At 53.1% G+C, this 22,873-nt stretch carries 18 protein-coding genes; all 18 read left to right on the forward strand.

Annotated features, from left to right (window positions below; translation table 11 throughout):
• Positions 1-12 precede the first annotated feature (12 nt).
• Complete coding sequence (locus MKY64_RS08290) at positions 13-1,152, forward strand: 1-deoxy-D-xylulose-5-phosphate reductoisomerase (RefSeq protein ID WP_340952158.1); 1,140 nt, start codon at positions 13-15, stop codon at positions 1,150-1,152.
• A 147-nt stretch (positions 1,153-1,299) separates the two neighbouring features.
• Positions 1,300-2,574, forward strand: coding sequence for an RIP metalloprotease RseP (rseP, locus tag MKY64_RS08295; protein ID WP_076078643.1), 1,275 nt, complete (start codon positions 1,300-1,302; stop codon positions 2,572-2,574).
• A gap of 94 nt (positions 2,575-2,668) precedes the next feature.
• Positions 2,669-4,117 carry a proline--tRNA ligase gene (proS, locus tag MKY64_RS08300; protein WP_340952161.1) on the forward strand — a complete coding sequence of 483 codons (1,449 nt, stop codon included), beginning with the start codon at positions 2,669-2,671 and terminating at the stop codon, positions 4,115-4,117.
• A 130-nt stretch (positions 4,118-4,247) separates the two neighbouring features.
• Positions 4,248-8,579, forward strand: coding sequence for a PolC-type DNA polymerase III (locus MKY64_RS08305; RefSeq protein ID WP_036724720.1), 4,332 nt, complete (start codon positions 4,248-4,250; stop codon positions 8,577-8,579).
• Positions 8,580-8,770: 191 nt separating this feature from the next.
• Positions 8,771-9,238, forward strand: a complete 468-nt coding sequence (gene rimP / locus MKY64_RS08310; protein WP_340940101.1) for a ribosome maturation factor RimP — start codon at positions 8,771-8,773, stop codon at positions 9,236-9,238.
• A 26-nt stretch (positions 9,239-9,264) separates the two neighbouring features.
• On the forward strand, positions 9,265-10,362 hold the full coding sequence (gene nusA, locus MKY64_RS08315) for a transcription termination factor NusA (protein WP_036724723.1): 1,098 nt from the start codon (positions 9,265-9,267) through the stop codon (positions 10,360-10,362).
• A gap of 30 nt (positions 10,363-10,392) precedes the next feature.
• Positions 10,393-10,701: an RNase P modulator RnpM gene (rnpM, locus tag MKY64_RS08320; RefSeq protein ID WP_036692616.1), complete on the forward strand. Its 309-nt coding sequence runs from the start codon at positions 10,393-10,395 to the stop codon at positions 10,699-10,701.
• Positions 10,694-11,017 carry a YlxQ family RNA-binding protein gene (locus MKY64_RS08325; RefSeq protein ID WP_036724725.1) on the forward strand — a complete coding sequence of 108 codons (324 nt, stop codon included), beginning with the start codon at positions 10,694-10,696 and terminating at the stop codon, positions 11,015-11,017. The genes rnpM and MKY64_RS08325 overlap by 8 nt, the downstream gene beginning before the upstream one ends.
• A complete protein-coding gene (gene infB / locus MKY64_RS08330) occupies positions 11,010-13,667 on the forward strand; it encodes a translation initiation factor IF-2 (RefSeq protein ID WP_209879032.1) in 2,658 nt (885 codons plus the stop codon). The genes MKY64_RS08325 and infB overlap by 8 nt, the downstream gene beginning before the upstream one ends.
• 18 nt (positions 13,668-13,685) lie before the next feature.
• Positions 13,686-14,033: a 30S ribosome-binding factor RbfA gene (rbfA, locus tag MKY64_RS08335; RefSeq protein ID WP_036692621.1), complete on the forward strand. Its 348-nt coding sequence runs from the start codon at positions 13,686-13,688 to the stop codon at positions 14,031-14,033.
• Positions 14,034-14,059: 26 nt separating this feature from the next.
• Entirely contained in the window at positions 14,060-15,037 is a 978-nt protein-coding gene (locus MKY64_RS08340; protein ID WP_340952163.1) for a DHH family phosphoesterase, read from the forward strand.
• The gene (gene truB / locus MKY64_RS08345) at positions 15,034-15,948 is read left to right on the forward strand and encodes a tRNA pseudouridine(55) synthase TruB (protein ID WP_036724730.1); all 915 of its coding nucleotides are present in this window, start codon (positions 15,034-15,036) and stop codon (positions 15,946-15,948) included. The genes MKY64_RS08340 and truB overlap by 4 nt, the downstream gene beginning before the upstream one ends.
• A 36-nt stretch (positions 15,949-15,984) precedes the next feature.
• Positions 15,985-16,932 carry a bifunctional riboflavin kinase/FAD synthetase gene (locus MKY64_RS08350; protein WP_036724731.1) on the forward strand — a complete coding sequence of 316 codons (948 nt, stop codon included), beginning with the start codon at positions 15,985-15,987 and terminating at the stop codon, positions 16,930-16,932.
• Between the two features lie 149 nt (positions 16,933-17,081).
• Positions 17,082-17,351 carry a 30S ribosomal protein S15 gene (rpsO, locus tag MKY64_RS08355; protein WP_019910460.1) on the forward strand — a complete coding sequence of 90 codons (270 nt, stop codon included), beginning with the start codon at positions 17,082-17,084 and terminating at the stop codon, positions 17,349-17,351.
• Positions 17,352-17,575: 224 nt separating this feature from the next.
• Positions 17,576-19,678, forward strand: coding sequence for a polyribonucleotide nucleotidyltransferase (pnp, locus tag MKY64_RS08360; RefSeq protein WP_036724732.1), 2,103 nt, complete (start codon positions 17,576-17,578; stop codon positions 19,676-19,678).
• Between the two features lie 263 nt (positions 19,679-19,941).
• Entirely contained in the window at positions 19,942-20,928 is a 987-nt protein-coding gene (locus MKY64_RS08365; protein WP_209879023.1) for a polysaccharide deacetylase family protein, read from the forward strand.
• Positions 20,929-21,007: 79 nt separating this feature from the next.
• A complete protein-coding gene (locus MKY64_RS08370; RefSeq protein WP_036724735.1) occupies positions 21,008-22,273 on the forward strand; it encodes a M16 family metallopeptidase in 1,266 nt (421 codons plus the stop codon).
• Positions 22,245-22,697: a dUTP diphosphatase gene (gene dut / locus MKY64_RS08375; protein ID WP_036724736.1), complete on the forward strand. Its 453-nt coding sequence runs from the start codon at positions 22,245-22,247 to the stop codon at positions 22,695-22,697. Before MKY64_RS08370 ends, dut begins: the two co-directional genes overlap by 29 nt.
• Positions 22,698-22,873 lie beyond the last annotated feature (176 nt).

Below are 22,873 nucleotides of genomic sequence, written 5' to 3' on the forward strand. Positions count from 1 at the left end.
AGGAAAGCAACTGTGAAAAGAATTAGTATTCTCGGCTCTACGGGTTCCATCGGTACCCAGACGCTGGATGTGGTAGCTATGCATCCGGAAGCTTTTGAAGTCGATGGACTGGCGGCGGGAAGTAATACTTCACTGCTGCTGGAACAGGTCCGCCGTTTCAAGCCTCGCCGTGTATCGGTATCCACGAAGGAGCTTGCAGAGGAGATCAGATCCAGTCTGCCTGCCGGTGTAGAGCTGTATAGCGGAAGTGAAGGTCTGGTGGAGATTGCTGCCGGAGGCGATGCACAGACAGTCGTAACTGCGCTTGTAGGCAGTGTAGGACTTCAGTCTACGCTGGCGGCGATTGAAGCCGGCAGACATATTGGACTGGCTAATAAGGAGACACTGGTGACCGCCGGACATCTGGTTACAGAGCTGGCTGAACGCAAAGGCGTGAAGCTGCTTCCAGTGGACAGTGAGCATTCGGCGATTTTCCAATGCTTAAACGGGGAGAACCGTGAAGATGTGGCTTCAATTACCATTACTGCCTCGGGCGGTTCATTCCGTGATTATAAGCGTGAACAGCTTACGAATGTTACCGTAGCGGACGCACTGCGTCACCCCAATTGGAGCATGGGGGCCAAGATTACTATTGACTCGGCAACCATGGTTAACAAAGGCCTGGAGGTTATTGAAGCCCACCATTTGTTCGCCCTTCCGTATGAGCAGATTGATGTGGTGCTGCATCCGGAGAGTATCATTCACTCCTATGTGGAGTTCTGCGACAGCAGCATTATTGCTCAGCTTGGGACTCCTGATATGCGGGTTCCCATTCAATATGCGCTCACCTATCCCGACCGCTGGCCGTCTCCTGCGAAGCGTTTGTCTCTGGCTCAGGTAACCAGCCTGACCTTCCGGGAGATGGATTATGAGCGCTATCCGGCGCTGAAGATGGCTATTGACTGCGGCATAGCGGGCGGCACATTCACAACAGCCTTCAATGCAGCCAATGAGGTCGCCGTGGCCCGCTTCCTGCGCGGTGAGATTCCCTTCCTGCGGATTGATGAGATTATTGATGAAGTGCTTCAGCGTCATCAGGGTGAGGCGAACCCCGGTCTGGAACAGATTCACAGTAGCGATATAGCTTCCCGGGAGCTTGCGGCTGTCCTGTAAAGGGATAAGAGGCCTTTGGAAACGGTGAATATGGCTGTACCCTGAAAAATAGGTGTGGACTGTTGATTCTCTTGTGCCCTGCCTTGGAATAATGATAAATTAAGAGGACATACTTCGGTCTTACACCTTAAGGGGGAATGTTGCGCTATGGAGATGGTAAGAGTTGTTTTTTTAACGGTGTTTATGTTCTTTGTTTTGGTGACTGTCCATGAATGGGGACATTATTATTTTGCCAAACGCGCCGGAATTCTTGTACGGGAATTTGCGATCGGTTTCGGTCCGAAACTGTTCTCTTATAAACGCGGTGAAACCCAGTTCACGCTCCGCCTGCTGCCCTTCGGGGGATACGCCCGTATGGCCGGCGAAGACCCGGAGATGGTTGAGATCGGCCCCGGGCAGACCATTGCTGTCCGGCTGGGCCAGGATAACAAGGTAAAGAATATCTACCTCGATTCCCTGGATACGCGCAGAAATGTTATCCGCGGCGAAGCGCAGTTCACGGATCTGGAGAATGAACTGAAGATCCGCCTTGATGTAGATGGTGAAGTGACCACCTATGATGTGAATCCGCAGGCGATGATGATCAAAGGCACCCAGCAGACGCAAATTGCGCCCAAGGACCGCCAGTTCGGCAGCAAAACCGTCGGCCAGCGCGCGATAGCGATCCTGGCCGGACCGGTGATGAACTTCATTCTGGCGTTTGTGCTATTTGCACTTCATCTGCAGATGGCCGGAATCCCGGTGGAGAATCCGACCTATGTGAAGATCGGTGACGTCAGCGTAGGAATGCCTGCACAGGAAGCAGGTCTTCAGAAGGGCGACATCGTCGTCACTGTGGACGGGCAGGCCATCGGCGGAGATTACCAGAAGATGATCAAGCTGACTTCAGCCTCCAAAGGCAAAGAAATGAACTGGACGCTGAAGCGCGGCGAAGAGACCTTGAATGTGACCATGATTCCCCGTGGAATGGAAGGGGAGCAAGGCGGCAAGGTTGGAATTACGCCGGAGCTTCCTACCCGCAAGGCCGGAGTGGGGGAGACAATTACCAAGTCCGGTACAGCGATGGTCGACACCACCAAGCTGATTTTTATCGGCTTCAAGCAGCTGATCAACAAATTTAATATGGATGATATCTCCGGGCCGGTAGGCACGTTCCAATTGACCGGGCAGATTGCCCAGCAGGGGATTCAGTATTTGACCTATTGGGCGGCTATTCTCAGCCTCTATCTGGGGATCTTCAATCTTCTGCCGATTCCTGCACTGGATGGCAGCCGGCTTGTATTCCTGGGTGTTGAGGCACTGCGCGGCAAGCCGGTGGACCCGAGCAGGGAAGGCATGGTCCACTTTGTAGGCTTTGCCCTGCTGTTCCTGGTGATGATCGCTGTTACGTATAATGATATTTTACGCCTCATAAGCGGCTGACGGATGTCATATCTTTTTTATCCCGCGATGCATTTGATTGGGCTTCACACCTAATGTGCAATCTGAGGGGCGAATAATAGGAGGATTTCTTCACATGGCCAAAGACAAGCAGTTCGTTACAGAGATCACGCCGCAGGGCGAGGATTTCTCACGCTGGTATATCGATGTTATCAAAAAAGCGGACCTGATGGATTATTCGCCGGTCCGCGGCTGTATCGTGTTCAAACCGGACGGCTATGAAATCTGGGAGCATATCCAGGAGGAAATGAACCGCCGCCTGAAGGCGACCGGTCACCGGAATGCCTACTTCCCGCTGTTCATTCCCGAGAGCTTTTTCCAGAAGGAGAAGGAACATGTGGAGGGCTTCAACCCGGAGCTGCCTTGGGTCACTGAGGCCGGAGGCGATGTGCTGGAAGAACGTCTGGCGATCCGCCCTACGTCCGAGACCATGTTTGGCCATATGTATTCCAAGTGGATTCAGTCTTACCGCGACCTTCCGGTGCTGATCAACCAATGGGCCAACGTGGTCCGCTGGGAGAAACGTACCCTGCCGTTTATCCGTACGACAGAATTCCTCTGGCAGGAAGGCCATACCGCGCATGAGAATGAGACGGAAGCACGCGAAGAAACGATGAAGATGCTTGATAACTACCGCGACTTCGTGGAGACCTTTCTGGCTATTCCGGTAGTGACCGGACAGAAGACGCCATCCGAGCGGTTTGCCGGTGCTGTGGATACGTATTCCATTGAAGCGATGATGAAGGATGGACGGGCTGTACAGGCCGCTACCTCACATTATCTGGGCACCAAGTTCGCGGTTGCTTTTGATATCCAATATCTGAACCGGGAGAATGTACTGGAACATGCACATACCACCTCGTGGGGCTCTACCACGCGTCTGATCGGTTCCCTCATCATGGTGCATGGTGACGACCGTGGACTGGCTCTGCCGCCGAAGGTAGCGCCTACGCAAGTCATTATGATTCCAATCGGACCGCCTAAGACCCGCGAAGCAGTCATCGGACGTACCGACGAACTGTTTGGTGAGCTTAAGAGCGCCGGAATCCGCGTGCGTGTAGATGACCGTGCGGATGTAACCCCGGGCTGGAAGTTCAATGAATATGAAATGCGCGGCGTCCCTGTCCGTCTGGAGCTTGGACCGCGTGATATGGAGAATGGCGTCTGCGTGCTTGTATCCCGGATCAGCGGCGAGAAGAAGGTCATTCAGCAGGAGAACCTGGTTGAAGAAGTGAATGCGATGCTTGCGCAGGTCCATCAGGAAATGTACGAGCGGGCACTGAAATTCCGTGAGGATCATTTCTATTCCGTAGACACTCTTGAGCAGATGAAGGATTCTATGGAAGAGAAACGCGGCTTTGCGCTTGCAGGCTGGTGCGGCTCTGAGGATTGTGAAGATAAGGTCAAGGAAGAGACCGGCGCAGGCAGCCGTAATATTCCGTTCCACCCGTCAGAAACGAAAGAGACCTGTATTTGCTGCGGCAAGCCTGCTCAGCATACGGTTGTATTTGCCAAAGCATATTAATCGGCAACCTTATATTTGTTATTTTTTTATATCAGCTTCTGGCGAGAGGAGTCGGCGGGCCGCAAGTACCCAATGCTTTTTAAGCTGGAGGCTTTTTCTTACAAATATTGCCGAGTTAGGTGGGGAATGCATGGAGCAGAACGTGGAGAGAAGAAAGAGATTTGAGCTGTTGATGAAGCAGGGGGAGATTCCGCCTGCCATGATTGATCCTTATTTTGTAGACGGACAGATTGAACGGGTGGAGATTAGCCGCGGCAACCATGACTGGCATATCGTGATTGCGAAGACAACCCTGATTCCCGCCCAGACCTACCGGGCATTTATCCTTAGAATGCGTGAGAAGCTGCAGCATATTGCCAAGGTCAGCTTCTTGTTCCTATATGATGATACTGTAAGCAGAGCTGATATTGTACAGGAGTACTGGGGCATGTTCCTGGAGTGGGTCCAGCGTGAGATTCCGTCCGTCAACGGTTGGCTGACGCGCTCCAGCCAGGAGCTGCAGGACGGCACGCTCATCCTAAGCCTGAACGATTCCATGTCGCTCGAACTGGCCCGCAAAAAGGGTATCGAAGCCGCCATTATTAAATATTATGATAAATACTTCGCGCTCCCTCTCAAGGTCAAGCTGCAGATGTCCGAGGATGAGACCAAAAACAAAGCGGATGCCTATGAGGAATTCCAGCAGAAGCTCCAGCAGGAGCAACGTGAGCTGGTAGAGCTGATGATGATGAACAGTGAGCCGGACGAGCCTGAAGAAGCGGGGGACCCGGGCGAGGTCATTAAGCTTCAGATCGGGAATGACATTAAGGAGCAGGCCGTCTCCATTCTGGAGATTCAGGATGAAGAGAAGAAGATTACAATCCAGGGGACGATCTTCGGGCTGGACAGCAAGGAGCTGCGTAACGGGAATACGCTGTTCACCTTCTGCATCACAGACTTTACAGATTCCCTGCAGATGAAGATGTTCGCGAAGACCAAGGAAGAGCTGAAGATCATGGGTCAGCTGGCTAACGGCAAATGGGTCCGGGCGCGCGGCAAAGTGGAATATGACCGGTTCATGCAGATTCCCGAGCTGGTGATGATTCCTTCGGATCTGACCGAGGTGTCGGCACCGCCTGCACGTAAGGACAATGCTAAGGAGAAGCGCGTGGAGTTCCACCTGCATACGACCATGAGCACGATGGATGCGGTAGCACCGATTGATGCCTATGTCAAAACAGCTGCGAAATGGGGCCACCCGGCACTTGCAGTTACCGACCATGGCAATGTTCAGAGCTTCCCGGATGCGAATCATGCCGCCCATAAGCATAAGCTCAAGATGCTCTACGGTGTGGAGGCCAATGTCGTCAATGACGCGGTCAATATCGTGGAGAATGCACAGCCGCTGGAGCTCAAGACGGCAACCTATGTCGTTTTCGATATCGAGACCACGGGGCTGTCCATCACACGCAATAACATCACGGAGCTTGCGGCGATCAAGATGTGCGAAGGCAAGGAGCTGGACCGCTACACCACCTTTGTCAATCCGCATGAGAAAATTCCCTACCACATCCAGCAGCTGACGAACATTACGGATGAAATGGTCAAGGATGCCCCGGATCTGGAACCGGTACTAAAGGAATTCGTGGAGTTTGTAGGAGACAGCATTCTCGTTGCGCACAATGCGCGGTTCGATATGGGCTTCATTCAAGCTTCTCTGAAGAAGCTGGGGCAGCCGGAGCTGCCGAATCCTTCACTGGATACGCTGGAGCTGGCGCGTCTGCTCTTCCCCAAAATGAAGAACCACCGGCTCAATACGCTTGCTGACAAGTACAAGGTACTGCTGGAGAGCCATCACCGTGCGGTGGATGATACGATAGCACTGGGCGGGATTCTGAACGGTCTCTTGGCCGATGCGGAGAAGATGAAGGGGATGACCCGGCTGGACCGGCTGAATGATTATGTAGGCAATGACCTGTCGAATGTGCGGCCGTTTCACTGCGGCATCTATGCACTGAATCCCATCGGCAAAAAGAACCTCTACAAGCTGATCTCCATGTCGCATACCGAGTACTACAAGCGGGTACCCTGCATCCCCAAATCGAAGCTTGAAGAGCATCGTGACGGACTGCTCGTCATATCCGGCTGTGAGCGGGGCGAGTTCTTCGAGGCTGTGCTGAACAAGACCGTAGAAGAGGCGATTGAGGTTGCCCAGTTCTATGATGTGCTGGAAATCCAGCCGCTGACCATGTACATGCATCTGGTGGATAAAGGGTTCGTAGCGAGTCCAGAGGACCTGCGGGGAGTTGTACGCAAAATCTGTGAGATTGGCGAGCAGATAAACAAGCCGGTGATAGCCACTGGGAATGTGCACTATCTGGAGCCGCGCGATAAACTGTTCCGCGATATTACGATCCACGGGATTACCGGGTTCAGTCCGCTGAAGGACCAGAACAAGCCGGATGCCCACTTCCGTACAACCGATGAGATGCTTGCCGAGTTCGAATACCTGGGTGCAGCCAAAGCGAAGGAAGTCGTGGTAACGAATACTGTTGAGCTGGCTGAGCGGTTCGAGGAATACGATCTGTTTCCAAGCGATCTCTTCACACCTATTATTGAAGGTGCGGATGATGAGATCCGCAATACCTGCTATGACACTGCCAAATCGATCTACGGCGAGGAGCTGCCGGAGGTTGTGGTTGCCCGTCTGGAGAAGGAGCTTGCCCCGATTATTAAATACGGGTTCTCCGCCAACTATCTGATCTCGGAACGGCTGGTCAAAAAGTCGAACCAGGACGGTTATCTCGTCGGTTCCCGTGGCTCGGTAGGCTCGTCGGTAGTGGCAACATTCCTTGGAATATCGGAGGTTAATCCGCTTCCGGCCCACTATATCTGCACCAATTCCGAATGCCGGCACAGCGAATGGTTCCTGGACGGAAGTGTGCCGAGCGGCTTTGACTTGCCGGATAAGGACTGTCCGGATTGCGGCGGCAAGCTTAAGGGAGAAGGGCAGGATATTCCGTTTGAGACCTTCCTGGGCTTCAAAGGGGACAAGGTTCCCGATATCGACCTTAACTTCTCCGGGGAGTATCAGCCGAACGCCCATAATTTTACCAAAACAATGTTCGGTCCGGACAATGTATTCCGCGCGGGAACCATCGGTACAGTGGCGGAGAAGACCGCCTTCGGCTTCACTAAGAAATATGAGGAGCATCACCAGAAGCGCTGGCGCGGCGCGGAGGTTGGACGGCTTGCCGCCGGCTGTACCGGTGTGAAGCGCAGTACGGGGCAGCATCCCGGCGGTATCGTTGTTTTGCCGGACTACATGGAGATCGAAGATATCACTCCGGTGCAGTTCCCGGCGGATGATGTTACAGCCGAGTGGAAGACTACCCATTTCGACTATCACGCCTTCGATGCCAACCTGCTCAAGCTCGATATTCTCGGCCACGATGATCCGACGATGATGCGGATGCTGCAGGATCTGACTGGCGTCGACCCGACGACCATTCCAATGAATGATCCGAAGGTGATGAGTATGTTCAACTCTACGGATGCGCTCGGGGTAAGGCCGGATCAGATCCGCACCCCGGTAGCCACTTATGGAGTGCCCGAGATGGGGACGAAGTTCGTCCGCCAGATGCTTGTCGAAGCGAAGCCGTCCAGCTTTGCCGATTTGCTGCAGATTTCGGGGCTGTCCCATGGAACCGGCGTGTGGCTGGGAAATGCCCAGGAGCTGATCAAGAACAACACCTGCAACATTAAGACGGTAATCGGCTGCCGTGATGATATTATGCTCTATCTGATCTATAAGGCGGGCATGGATGCCAGTCTGGCCTTCAAAATTACGGAGAGCGTGCGTAAAGGGAAGGGCTTGCCGCCGGAGTGGATTGAAGAGATGAAGAATTGCAAGGTGCCGCAGTGGTACATTGATTCCTGTCTCAAAATCCAGTATATGTTCCCGAAGGCCCATGCCGCGGCTTATGTTATTTCAGCGGTGCGAACAGCCTTCTTCAAGCTGTATCATCCGATAGAATACTATGCGACTTACTTCTCGGTCCGCGCGGCGGATTTCGATATCGAGCTGTGCTGCAAAGGCTACGAAGCCATTGCGCGCCAGCTGGTAGAGATCGAAGCCAAGGGCTTCCAGGCGCTGCCTAAGGAAAAAGCCATGCTTCCGGTCCTGGAGATGGCCCTGGAGATGACCGCACGCGGCTTCACCTTCAAGAACATTGATCTGTACCGCTCGGACGCTACCAAATTTACGGTAGACGGTACGAGCCTGATTCCTCCATTCTCCTCGCTTGCGGGAATCGGGGATAATGCTGCGATTAATATCGCTGCTGCCAAGGACGCAGGAGAATTCCTCTCCATTGAGGATTTCCAGCAGAAATCCAAGGCCAGTAAAACGGTGATTGAGCTGCTCACGGGAATGGGCTGCTTCCGGGGATTGCCGGAGAGCAACCAGCTTTCACTGTTCTAACAACCGGCTTAAGTGATAGCATATAGAGTCCTTTAAAAAGGGGAGTCAAGGGCTGGTACTTGTCAGTGCTGCCTCACTATGGTATAATTTTTTTGGTAATAATGAGATAAGTCCGTTGTGTAAAGAGTGGGGAAACCCACTCTTTATCTTTGGTATATAGCAAAAGACAAGTTCGTGGAGGTAATCTTCTTTTGAGCACACCCAAATCCAAAATTAAACAAACGGTAGAGCAGCTGCTCGGGTCCTATCTCGAGGACAATGGTTTCGAACTGGTGGACGTTGAATACGTGAAGGAAGGCTCCAACTGGTTTCTGCGCGTATTCGTAGACAAAGAGGGCGGCATCGATATCGATGACTGCGGGTCCATCAGCGAATATATCAGCCAGAAGCTGGATGAGAATGATCCGTTCTCCGAAGCGTATTTCCTTGAAGTCTCCTCGCCGGGAGCTGAGCGTCCGCTCAAGAAAGCTGCGGATGTCGCCAAGGCAGTGGGCAAGGACGTATATGTAACGGTCTATGAGCCGATTCAAGGACTCAAAGAATTCGAAGGCCGGTTGCTCTCGTTCGAGAACGAGGAACTGCTCATCTCCGCGGGCAAAAAAGAACATGTGGTACCTTACGCCAAGGTCGCCAGTGCGAGATTGGCCATTATTTTTTAACGTCTTGAAAGGGGGACCGGAATTTCATGAGTATGGAGTTTATTGAAGCTATGAATGAACTGGAAAGGGAGAAAGGCATCAGCAAGGATGTGCTGTTCGAAGCCATCGAAGCGGCGCTGATCTCCAGCTATAAACGCAATTTCAATGCGGCGCAGAATGTGCGTGTGGATATGAACCGCAACACAGGCGTAATCAAGGTGTTTGCCCGCAAGCTGATTGTGGAGGAGGTTCTCGATGCACGGACTGAGATCTCACTCCTGGCTGCCCGGGAGATCAACCCGCATTTCCAGCTGGAGGACATCGCTGAGCAGGAAGTCACGCCGCGTGATTTCGGCCGCATTGCCGCCCAGACTGCGAAGCAGGTGGTTACCCAGCGTATCCGTGAAGCGGAACGCGGCCTGATCTATAACGCTTTTATCGACAAGGAAGATGATATTGTTACCGGCCTTGTACAGCGTCAGGATATGCGCAATATCTATGTGGATCTTGGCAAAATCGAGGCGGTTCTTCCGCTGAGCGAGCTGATGCCTGGAGAGAAGTTCAAGCAGAGCGAGCGCATCAAGGCTTATATCACCAAGGTGGAGAACACGACCAAAGGACCGCAGATCATGCTGTCCCGCAGTCATCCGGGTCTCCTGAAGCGTCTGTTCGAGCTGGAGGTGCCGGAGATTTTTGACGGGGTGGTGGAGATTCGTTCCGTTGCCCGCGAAGCCGGCTTCCGCTCCAAGATCGCCGTGTTCTCACGCAATCCTGAAGTTGACCCGGTGGGCTCCTGCGTAGGACCGAGAGGCACGCGTGTACAGACCATCGTGACTGAGCTTCGTGGTGAGAAGATTGATATCGTCAGATATTCCGAGCTGGTGCAGGAGTACGTAGCCAATGCTCTTAGCCCGTCCAAGGTGCTTGAGGTTCAGGTCTTTGAAGCTGAGAAAATGGCCCGCGTCATTGTTCCTGACTATCAGCTGTCGCTGGCTATCGGCATCAAGGGGCAGAATGCCCGTCTTGCCGCCAAGCTGACCGGCTGGAAGATCGATATCAAGAGCGAGACGCAGGCGGAGCAGGAATACGGTAGACCCAGATCGTCCAATGATGAAATGCATCAGGATTCCGTCTCCATCGATTAATGAATGCTGACTGACGGGAGGTGCTTTGTTATGAAGCAAAGAAAGGTGCCGCTGCGTAAATGCGTTGCCAGCCAGGAGATGATGCCCAAGAAAGAGCTGATTCGCGTGGTGAGAACGCCTGAAGGCGAGGTGCTGATCGACCTGACAGGCAAGAAGTCGGGCCGTGGCGCTTATATCTGCGGTAAACTGGAATACTTTAAGCTAGCACAGAAGACCAAAGCACTTGACCGGGCATTGAAATGTCAGGTCAGTCCTGAAATCTATGCCCAGCTTGCCCGGGATTTTGCATCCGTGGAGGAGCAGTTTTTGGCAGCGAAGGATAGTGAGGACAATGAGTAAGACACTTTCTTATTTAGGGCTTGCGATGAGAGCAGGCAAGATTGTCACCGGCGATGAGGCTGTGCTTAAGGCAGTGCGGTCTTCAGAGGCGAAGCTGGTCGTCCTGGCAGGTGACGCTTCAGATAATACCCAGAAGAAGTTCCGCGATAAATGCGGAACCTACGATATTCCACTAGTAATCGCATTTCACCGGGATGAACTCGGTGCAAGTATTGGTAAGGACCAGCGCGTGGTGCTGGCCGTTACGGATAAAGGATTCGCGGAAATGATCTCCAGAACGCTTGGAGATACTGTCGGAGGTGGAGTTATTGACTAAAGAAGATAATAAGGATAAGCTGCGCGTATACGAATATGCCAAGTCTTTGAACATGAGCAGTAAAGAAATTATTACCATTCTGAAGCGTTTGGATGTCCCGGTGAATAATCATATGAGTGTCATGGAGAATGGCTCCGTGAACAAAGTTGAACAATTCTTCAAGGACATCAAGTCAAACGCTGCAGCCAAGCGGGACAACGGCACCAGCAGCCGTCCGGTAGTGACTACCGGTGCGGTAACCGCCGAAGTACGCAGTGCTCAGAATACCAACAAAATTCATTCGGAAAAGCAGGTAGGTATGAACAGTAACCAAAACAACAACCAATCGACGACGTCCCCAAGGCCCCAAAGCGGACAAGATTCCCGCAGAACACAAACATCAGGCTCCGCTCAGAATTCCCGCCCGCAGGGCAGTTCAAGCAGCAGCCGTCCGCAAAGCAGTTCGACTGGCAGCCGCCCGCAAGGCAGCTCCACCGGCAGCCGCCCACAGGGCAGCTCCACTGGCGGAAGCCGTCCACAAGGCAGTTCTACTGGCGGAAGCCGCCCACAGGGCAGCTCCACTGGCAGCCGTCCGCAAGGCAGCTCTACTGGCGGAAGCCGTCCACAAGGCAGTTCTACTAGCGGAAGCCGCCCACAGGGCAGCTCTACTGGCAGCCGTCCGCAAGGACAAGGCGGCGCACCACGTACAGGTGACCGTCCGTCAGGTCAAGGCAATGCAGGCGGAGGTTTCTCACGCAATGACGGCCCTAAGAAGAATACCACTGGCGGCAGACCTGGCGGCAACAACAGCGGCCAGAAACGTTACGACGACAACAAGGGCGGCAACTATCGCGGCCGTGGCGGCAAGAACAACCGCGGCAGAAACCAGCCGACCGTATATCGTGAGAAGATTGACAACACACCTAAGAAGATCATTGTCCGTGGCAGCATGACCGTGGGTGAAACCGCGAAGCTGCTTCACAAGGATGCTTCGGAAGTGATTAAGAAGCTGATCTCGATGGGGGTTATGGCCACCATCAATCAGGAGCTTGATATCGATACGATTCTGCTGCTGGCCGGCGAATTCGGCGTAGAAGTAGAAGTGAAGATTCCGGTTGACGAAGACAGCTTCGAGACCGTTGAAGAGAATGATTCCGAAGACGATCTGATGACACGGCCACCGGTTGTAACGATCATGGGTCACGTTGACCATGGTAAAACAACCTTGCTCGATGCTATCCGTTCCACGAATGTATCCGGCGGCGAAGCAGGCGGAATTACGCAGCATATCGGTGCTTATCAGGTTGAGATTAATCATAAGAAAATCACATTCCTTGATACTCCGGGCCATGAAGCGTTCACCGCAATGCGTGCCCGTGGTGCCCAGGTTACAGATATGACGATTATCGTTGTAGCGGCAGATGACGGCGTAATGCCTCAGACTGTAGAAGCGATCAACCATGCCAAGGCAGCCGGACTTCCGATCATTGTAGCAGTTAACAAGATCGATAAGCCGGGCGCAGACCCTGACAAGGTGAAGCAGGAGCTTACAAGCTATGAGCTGGTGCCGGAAGAGTGGGGCGGCGATACAATCTTCGTCAACCTGTCGGCTAAGCAGCGCATTAACCTTGAAGAGCTGCTGGAAATGATCCTGCTCGTTGCCGAAGTGAATGAGTACAAGGCGAACCCGGACAAACGGGCACGCGGTACTGTTATAGAAGCTGAGCTTGACAAGAACCGTGGACCGGTTGCCCGTATTCTCGTACAGAACGGTACACTGAAGGTCGGAGACGCATTTGTAGCGGGTAACTGCTTCGGCCGCGTACGTGCCATGGTGAATGACAAGGGACGCAAAATCAAGGAAGCGGGACCTTCCACTCCAGTGGAAATTACCGGTCTGACCGAGGTGCCGCAGGCGGGCGATCCGTTCATGGCCTTCGAAGATGAGCGTAAAGCACGCGCAATCTCTGACAGACGTTCTACATCGCAGCGCCAGTCTGAGCTGAACACGAACACCCGCGTTACGCTGGATGATCTGTTCAAGCACATCAAGGACGGCGAGATCAAGGATCTTAACGTAATCATCAAGGGTGACGTTCAGGGTTCGGTAGAGGCGCTTAAGGGCTCCTTGGCCAAGATCGAAGTGGAAGGCGTACGCGTGAAGATCCTTCACAGCGGTGCCGGCGCGATTACAGAATCCGATATTACCCTGGCAGCAGCTTCCAATGCTATTGTGATTGGCTTCAACGTTCGTCCGGATGCCCAGACGAAAGCGGCAGCTGAGCAGGAGAAGGTGGATGTGCGTCTGCATAACATCATCTACAATGTCATTGAAGAGATTGAAAGTGCCATGAAGGGCATGCTTGATCCTATCTTTAAAGAGAACGTTATCGGCCACGCTGAAGTGCGCAACGTATTCAAAATCAGCAAAGTGGGCAGTGTCGCAGGTTGTATGGTTACCGACGGCAAAATTACCCGCAATGCTGAAATGCGCCTGATCCGCAGCGGTATCGTTGTCTTCACAGGCAAAATCGACACCTTGAAACGTTTCAAAGATGATGCAAAAGAAGTGGCACAGGGTTATGAATGTGGCATAACTTTGGAACGCTATAATGATGTCCTTGAAGGCGACATCATCGAAGCATTCATCATGGAAACGGTAGAGCGCTAAGCGAAGAGGTGAAATAAGATGTCTAAAATCAGAGCGGGACGGGTTGGCGAGCAGATTAAGAAAGAGCTGAGCCAGCTCATCCAGAGCGGACTGAAGGACCCGCGTGTCGGGTTCGTAACTGTAACTGGCGTAGATGTGACGAACGATCTGTCACAGGCCAAGGTATACCTGAGCGTATTCGGGGACGAGGAGCAGAAGTCAGACTCGCTTAGAGCGATTGAGAAAGCTAATGGCTTTCTCCGCTCGGAGCTTGGCAAAGCGATCCGCCTGCGCCATACGCCTGAGCTGATCTTCAAGATTGACGAATCCGTTGCTTACGGAAGTCATATTGAGAAGCTGCTCGGCGAAATCGGCAAAAACGAATAGGCTACGGAACATAAAGGAGACGGCGAATGCAGAGCTATGAACAAAGTCTCCAGCAGACGCGTAAGTTTCTGCTGGAACACGACGATTATCTTGTAGTGTCGCATGTTCAGCCGGACGGAGATGCAGTCAGCTCCACCCTCGCGGTGGGCTGGCTTCTCTCATGTCTGGGCAAAAAATATCTGATGCTGAATGAAGGCCAGATTCCGCAGCGGATGGAATACTTATGGCATGCCGATCAGATTGTCAATCTGTCTGAAGGTTCTTTGCCCCGCCAGTACGGCCATGTGATATGTGTTGACTGTGCGGATTTCCAGCGTGTAGGACTGACACAGCAGCATTTCACCAGTGATGCCCTGATCTTGAATATAGACCATCATCCAACGAACAACGGCTACGGCGCGGTGAATCTCATCAAGCCGGATGCGGCAGCGACAGCAGAGATTCTGTTCGATCTGCTGAAGACCTTTGAATTGGAATGGGATATTGATATTGCCACAGCCATTTATACCGGGCTGTTGACGGATACCGGCGGTTTCCGTTACAGCAATACTTCTCCTAAAGTGATGGCGGCGGTATCCGAGCTGCTGGCACTGGGTGTGAATGGACCGGACCTGGCAGAGACCCTGCTGGAAGAGATGACGCTTCCCCAGGTTAAGGTGCTCAACCGCGCACTTAGCACATTACAGCTTGGTCCTGAAGGAGATATAGCCTGGGTGTATGTTACACCTCAGGATATGCTGGACTGTGGAGCGGCCAATGAGGATCTTGAAGGGATTGTCAACTATCCCCGTAATATCCGCGGGGTAGAGGTAGGCATTCTGTTCAAGGTCATTGATGACCATGCGGTGAAGGCCAGCCTGCGTTCAGCAGGTAAGGTGGATGTGGCGCTACTTGCGCAAGCCTTCGGCGGCGGCGGACACACCCGGGCAGCGGGCGCGCGTATTAATGGAAGTCTGGAAGAAGCTGTGGCACAGGTGCTTGAGGAGGTCAAACGTCATTTATGAGTGAGCTTACAGGAGTTCTGGCTGTATATAAGCCGGCAGGGTTCACTTCACATGATGTTGTGGCCAAGGCGCGGCGCATTCTGGGCATGAAACGGATTGGACATACCGGGACACTTGATCCTCAGGTAACTGGTGTATTGCCGCTCTGTCTGGGACGGGCTACTAGAGTAGTTGAGTATATCCAGGAGCTGCCCAAGGAATATGTTGCCACACTGCGGCTGGGAATGGCCAGCGATACAGAGGACCTGACCGGCACGATTACGGAATCTGTTGAGGAGGTTCATATCACAGAAGCCGAAGTGCTGGCTGTGCTGAACTCCTTTCAGGGCGTGATCTCACAGGTACCGCCGATGTATTCCGCAGTGAAGGTGGACGGCAAGCGTCTGTACGAGCTGGCCCGGGAAGGCAAGACCGTAGAGCGCAAGAGCCGTGAAGTGGAGATTTATGAGATTGAGATGCAGGAAATGGTCTGGAACGGCAACTATCCGGAGATCACTTTCCGGGCGTTATGCTCCAAGGGAACCTATATCCGCACCCTCTGTGTAGATATCGGACGGAAGCTTGGTCTTCCCGGTGTGATGGTGAAGCTGGAGCGGACGATGTCGGCCGGGATCTCGGCCAGTCATTGCCTGACTCTGGAGCAAATCGCTGAATACAAGGAAGGCGGCACACTGGATGAGCATCTGATTGCTGCCGACGAGGCGATTTCACATTTACCCAGACATACCGTTGCGGCAGAGAAGAAGAAATCAGCCCTGCAGGGGCAGCGTCTGTCGTCCCGTTTTGTAATGCCGGAAGTGAAGCAGGCCGGAGATTTCCGTCTCTATGATCAGCAAGGGGAGTTCCTCGGTATTTATGCTTTGGAGGCTACCGGAGCTATTGCACCTGTCAAGGTGTTTGCCCAGGTCTAAACTTTAATTTATTTGCGAATGTAGGTGAGAAACAGCGTGAGAACCGTAACGTTAAGCTATCCGATGCTGCCTGAGGCGGCAGCACAGTACGCGCAGCCTCAAGTAGTTGCTCTGGGACAGTTCGATGGACTGCACCTCGGGCATGCCAGTGTCATCACATCAGCTGTTGCTCTTGCCCGCGAGGCAGGTGTACCCGCTGCGGTGATGACCTTCTACCCCCATCCCAAGGATGTTATGGGCAAGGGGGATTATGAGGGATATTTAACCCCTTCTAAGGATAAGCAGGAGCTGCTTGCCGGGATGGGTGTTGAGCTTTTATATATAATTGAATTTAATGAAGAGCTCTCCCGGGTGAGTCCGGCGGATTTTGTCTCTGTAATGCTGCTTCCGCTGCAGATTATAACTGCAGTTGTTGGGTTCGACTTCCGCTTCGGCTACATGGGCGGGGGAGATGCGGACACGCTTGCGGAGCTGGGACAGGGTGCGATGAAGGTAGAGACGGTCGCCCCGTTCCTGCTTGAAGGAGAGAAGGTCAGCAGCTCGGGTATCCGCAAGAGCTTGCTGAGCGGGGAACTGGATAAGGCCAATGCCTGGTTTGGACGTTGTTATCACCTGCGCGGTATCGTCGGTCACGGGGAGAAGCGGGGCCGGACCATCGGCTTTCCGACCGCGAACCTGCAGCTCGAAGACCGCTATGTGATTCCGGCCAAGGGCGTTTACGCCGTCAAGGTCTTTTACCGGGACGAGGTCTTGTACGGGGTGATGAATGTCGGCGTGAAGCCAACATTTCACGAAGGCGTGACCACTCCGAGCTTTGAGGTTCACCTGTTTGATTTTGCCTCAGATATCTATGGGCAGGAGCTTAAGGTGGAGCTGGTCTCCTATATCCGCTCAGAGCGCAAATTTGAGTCTATCCAGGCCTTAATTGCACAGATCGGCGCAGATGCTGAGACGGCCAAAGGGATGCTGGGATATCATTCCTAATCTTTCCGGACAAGCCGTTTACTTTTGCCTGTGAAGGTGCTATACTGATTAACGTTGCTGGAATGACAGCATGTGAACCTTAGCTTGGTTACTTGTTCTCACCGACGGTGACGAGGCTACTGGCGATTATAATGAAGGAGGTGAACAGGATGGCATTGACTCAAGAACGTAAACATCAATTGATCGACGAGCACAAAACTCATGAATCCGATACCGGATCCCCTGAGGTGCAAGTTGCTATCCTTACGGAGAACATCGTTAATTTGACTGACCACTTGCGTACGCACAAGAAGGATCATCATTCCCGCCGCGGACTGCTGAAGATGGTTGGACAACGTCGTAAACTGCTGGCGTATTTGAAGAACAAAGACATCAGACGTTACAGCGCCCTGATCGAAAAACTGGGATTGCGTCGTTAATTTTCCATAAGCTAAGCCCAAAAGCAGCCTGGTTGTATACCGTATGTCCTTCTTACGAGCGACAGCGGGACAGCCGGGTTGCTTTTTGAAAATTTAGGGTAAACTTTTACAGTTGACAAGTTGATAGCATTCGCAAAAACGGCTATAGCACTTCTGCGGAGGACAAGCCGTTTTTGCTTGTAGAACATACAGGAACGTATTATTACCATTCAAGGAGGGGTTTTATGGAACAACGTGTGGAAATGCAGCTGGGCGGAAGACGCCTTGTGCTGGAAACAGGCCGTCTGGCCAAACAAGCGAACGCAGCCGTGATGGTGCGTTACGGAGATACTTCAGTATTGTGTACGGTTACAGCTTCCAGTGAGCCTAAAGATCTGGATTTCTTCCCGCTTACAGTGAATTATGAGGAAAGATTATATGCAGTAGGCAAAATCCCTGGCGGATTCATCAAACGTGAAGGACGTCCGAGCGAGAAAGCGATTCTGTCCAGTCGTCTGACAGACCGTCCCATTCGTCCATTGTTCCCGGAAGGATTCCGTAATGACGTTCAAGTCTTGAACCTGGTAATGAGCGTGGATCAGGACTGTGCGCCTGATATTGCTGCCATGATCGGTACTTCCGCTGCGCTCAGTATTTCCGATGTGCCGTTCAACGGACCAATCGGCGGCGTGGCTGTCGGCCGGATTAACGGAGAATTCATCATCAACCCTGATCAAGCCCAGCAGGCAATCAGCGATATTTATGTGGTTGTGGCCGGTACGAAGGATGCCATCATGATGGTGGAAGCTGAAGCCAATGAAGTGACTGAAGAAGTGATGCTTGAAGCGATCATGTTCGGTCATGACGAGGTCCGCAAGATTGTGGCTGTGATTGAACAGCTCGTAGCCGTTGCCGGTAAAGAGAAGATGGCTGTGAAGCTGCATGCGGTTAATGCGGATGTCAATACAGAGGTTCGTGCTTTTGCAGAGAGTCGTCTGGTGGAAGCCGTAAGAATTGCCGAGAAGCATGCCCGTCAGGATGCTATCGATCTGGTGAACAACGAAGCGGTGACGTATTTCGCAGAGAAATACATAGAAACCCCAGAGCTTCTTAAGGATGTTAAGGAAGCCCTGCATGATATCGTGAAGGATGAAGTTAGACGACTGATCACGCATGACAAGGTTCGTCCGGATGGACGTAAGCTGGACGAGATCCGTCCGATCGAATGTGATACAGCGCTGCTGCCGCGTACGCACGGTTCCGGTCTGTTCACACGCGGCCAGACACAGATCCTCAGCGTATGTACACTGGGTGCACTGGGCGATGTGCAGATTCTGGATGGTATTGATCCGGCTGAAACCAAGCGCTTCATGCACCATTACAACTTCCCTCCGTTCAGCGTTGGGGAAGCCCGTCCGCTAAGAGCACCGGGACGCCGCGAGATCGGCCACGGGGCACTCGGTGAACGCGCATTGTCCAAGGTGATTCCAAGTGAGACTGAATTCCCGTACACCATCCGTCTGGTATCCGAAGCGATTGAATCCAATGGCTCCACCTCCCAGGCAAGTATCTGTGCCAGCATTCTGGCGATGATGGATGCAGGGGTACCTATCAAGGCGCCTGTAGCCGGTGTAGCGATGGGTCTGATCAAGGACGGGGAGCATGTGTCCATCCTGACCGATATTCAAGGCATGGAAGATCACCTCGGCGATATGGACTTCAAGGTAGCAGGTACAGCAGAAGGAGTAACGGCGATTCAGATGGATATCAAAATCGACGGCATCGACCGCAAAATTCTGCATGAAGCGCTTGAGCAAGCCAGAGAAGGCCGGATGTTCATTTTGGGTAAAATGAATGAAGCGATTGCTGCTCCAAGACCGAGCCTGTCTAAATATGCTCCGAAGATCATTATCATCAATATCAATCCGGACAAGATCCGTGATGTGATCGGTGCTGGCGGTAAAATCATCAACAAGATCATTGAAGAAACCGGCGTGAAGATCGACATCGAACAGGATGGCCGCGTATTTATCGGTTCTTCTGACGAAGCTATGATCCAGAAGGCCCGTGGCATCATCGAAGGAATTGTGAAGGAAGTAGTGGTTGGTGAGATTTATGTGGGAACCGTTAGACGCATCGAGAAATTCGGCGCTTTCGTTGAATTGATCCCTGGTAAAGACGGCCTCGTGCATATCTCCCAGTTGTCCACTGATCGTGTAGCTAAAGTGGAAGATGTTGTAGCGATAGGCGACACCATTACCGTGAAGGTAACGGAGATCGACCAGCAAGGCCGCGTCAACCTGTCGCGCAAAGCAGTTCTGACTTCTGAGAGCGGAGCGAAGGCGTAATTCTTACGCCGCCGCTTCACCGATATTCCAACTATAGAGATGAAGAAGAGACAGAAGCAGGACGGTTCTGCCTCTTTTTTTTGGAAAAGTATACGCAGCAGTACCGTCCTGACTGACGGTTATACCATACCCGCTTGAAGGCGGCATTGACGAGTATGCATAATTTGCACCCTTCATACATAGGCTGGGACAAAGCGTCCCCGCACGGCTTGACCCTGGTGCGGAGACGGAACAGACCGTTTGTGCCGGGGAGGTATAACGTCATGAAGACGGACAAGGCGGCGCTCGTGCTGGCTTGCATCGCAGTAGTCATTGGAATTGGCAGCACGAATGGACCCGTGAAAGAGATGATTGCCGGGCTTAAGCCTCAGGCGGAGGCCACCGTGATGAGCTATGCAATGAATCAGGCGGAGGATGATCTGCGCGCGCAGATTACCCGCCGTGCCGAGGCGCTGAATGCGCAGCCGGTGAATGCTGTTGTGGACCGGGTATGGAAAGCCATACCAGGGTATAACGGGCTGGAGGTCGATGTAGAGGCAACCTACCGGAGCGCGCTTTTACGGGGACCCGAAGCAGGCCTTAAGCTATTGTACCGCCAGATTAAGCCTAAGGTATCACTGGATGATCTGGGAGCGCAGCCGATTTACCGGGGGAATCCGGCGAAGCCGATGGCCTCGCTGATGATTAATGTGGCCTGGGGGAATGAGTATATCCGTCCGATGCTGGACATTCTGGATGCAGAGAAGGTGAAGGCTACCTTTTTTCTGGACGGAAGCTGGTTAAGCCGCAACAAGGAGCTTGCAGCAGAGATGCTGAAGCGTGGGCATGAGGTGGAGAACCATGCGTATACGCATCCTAAGATGAGTAGTCTAAGCCGGACACGTGCTACTGCCGAGATTGAGAAGACGCAGAAGCTGCTGAAGGAAAGCCTGGGTGTGACGAACAAGTGGTTTGCTCCGCCGTCAGGCGACTTTAACCAGCAGACGGTGGAGATCGCCGCCTCACTGGGACTGAAGACGGTGCTGTGGACGCTGGATACGGTCGATTGGCGCAATCCGTCCCCCGAATCGGTTGTTGCCAAGATCAGCAGCCGGGTAGAGCCGGGAACGTTAATCCTGATGCATCCGACAGCATCCTCCTCGCAAGCGCTGAGAGGGATGATCCGGGGGATCAGAGCCAAGGGCCTGCAGCTGGGAACCGTCAGTCAGACACTCTCCGCTGAGCGTATCATGACTGCGGAAGTTGAGTGAACGCCCTATTTCTGATAGGATAAGAGGCGCGAATAACAAATACAGACAGAACCAGGGGCTGTGCCAGGAGGATTACACATTGGACAAAATATTATTATCGAACGGACTCCGGGTGGTGACCGAGAAGATCCCGACCGGCCGGTCCGTATCTTTCGGAATCTGGGTCAAGACGGGCTCCCGTAATGAGAACCCGCTGAACAACGGGATTTCCCATTTCATCGAGCATATGCTCTTTAAGGGGACTGACCGCTATAGCGCCAAGGATATTGCCGAACAGTTCGATGCCATTGGCGGGAACGTCAATGCGTTTACCTCGAAGGAATATACATGCTTTTATGCGAAGGTGCTGGATGAGCATCTGCCGATTGCTGTGGATGTGCTGGCAGATATGTTCTTCCGCTCACGGATGGATGCCGAGGAGCTGGCCAAGGAGAAGAATGTAATCCTGGAGGAAATCGCCATGTGCGAGGACACGCCGGATGATCTTGTCCATGAGCTGATGTGTGCTGCCGCTTACGGTGAGCACCCGCTGGCCTATACGATCCTCGGGCTGAAGGAACGCCTGCTGGAGATGACGCCGGATGATCTGCGTGCTTACATGAAGGAGCAGTACACCATCGAGAATACAGTGATCAGCGTAGCCGGTAATATTAACGACGGTCTGATTCCGCTGCTGGAGCAGCATTTCGGTTCCTTCACGAATCATGGTGAAGCGCCGGTGCTGACTGAGCCTGCATATCAGGGGGAGCTGGTGTTCCACAAAAAGAAGACCGAGCAGAATCACATCTGCATCTCCTTGCCGGGCGTCCGCAGCGGCGGGCCGCTGCAATATCCGATGGCACTCCTCAACAATGCGTTCGGCGGCGGCATGAGCTCCCGGCTGTTCCAGGAGATCCGCGAGAAGCGCGGTCTGGCCTATTCCGTCTTCTCGTACCACAGTGCCCAGGCTGACAGCGGCTTGTTCACGGTGTATGCCGGGACAGCGCCGAAGCAGACCAAGGAAGTGACAGAGCTGATCAAAGAGATGCTGCGTGATCTGGCTGTGAACGGTCTGAGCGAGGACGAACTGCGTAAAGGCAAGGAGCAGCTCAAGGGCAGCCTGATTCTCAGTCTGGAGAGCACGGGCAGCCGGATGAACCGGATGGGCAAAAATGAGCTGATGCTTGGCCGTCAGGATACGCTGGATGAAATGATAGCTAAAATCGGAGCTGTAACCATGGATGATATCAATGCTCTGCTGGACTTTATGTTCGCACAGCCGTTGTCCCTGGCGATGGTAGGCTCCACTGATAAAGCGATAGCCAATGTTAGGAGAGATGATCTTGCCTCATTACGTTCAAATTAACAAACTACCGGGGAATGAGGATGTGCTGCTGCCCTGCAAAATGTCCGAGCAGGCCTCGGGATATGACCTGTATGCCGCTGTAGGAGAGCCTGTGGTGCTTGCTCCGGGCGAGCGGACGCTGATCCCCACCGGTATATCCCTGGCGATGCCAGGCGGGCTGGAGGCGCAGATCCGTCCGCGCAGCGGGCTGGCCTTGAAGCATGGCATCACCTGCCTGAACACACCGGGCACCATCGATGCGGATTACCGGGGCGAAATTAAGGTGCTGCTGATCAATCTGGGGCAGGAGCCATTTGCGATTGCCCGTAACGAGCGGATCGCCCAGATGGTATTCCAGGCGGTGCCTGAAGTGACTCTGGTGGAAGTGGATGAGCTGTCTGACACAGCGCGCGGAGCCGGCGGCTTCGGGCATACTGGCAAATAAGCGTCCTTAACTCATAGCTGTACTATTAAGCTTGCGGAAATTGTACCTTCGGGTGCAGCCGCAAGCTTTTTTTATTAGTTTAGTTAAGTGCATAGGTATTGTTGGTAATTAGAATTCCTCTCCGCTCTTCACCCATCGGCGGCTTCCGGCATAAGATGCTCTATAGTCGAATGTGG

The sequence above is a fragment of the Paenibacillus sp. FSL R7-0210 genome (assembly GCF_038009085.1).
GTDB classification, from domain to species: domain Bacteria; phylum Bacillota; class Bacilli; order Paenibacillales; family Paenibacillaceae; genus Paenibacillus_AQ; species Paenibacillus_AQ silagei.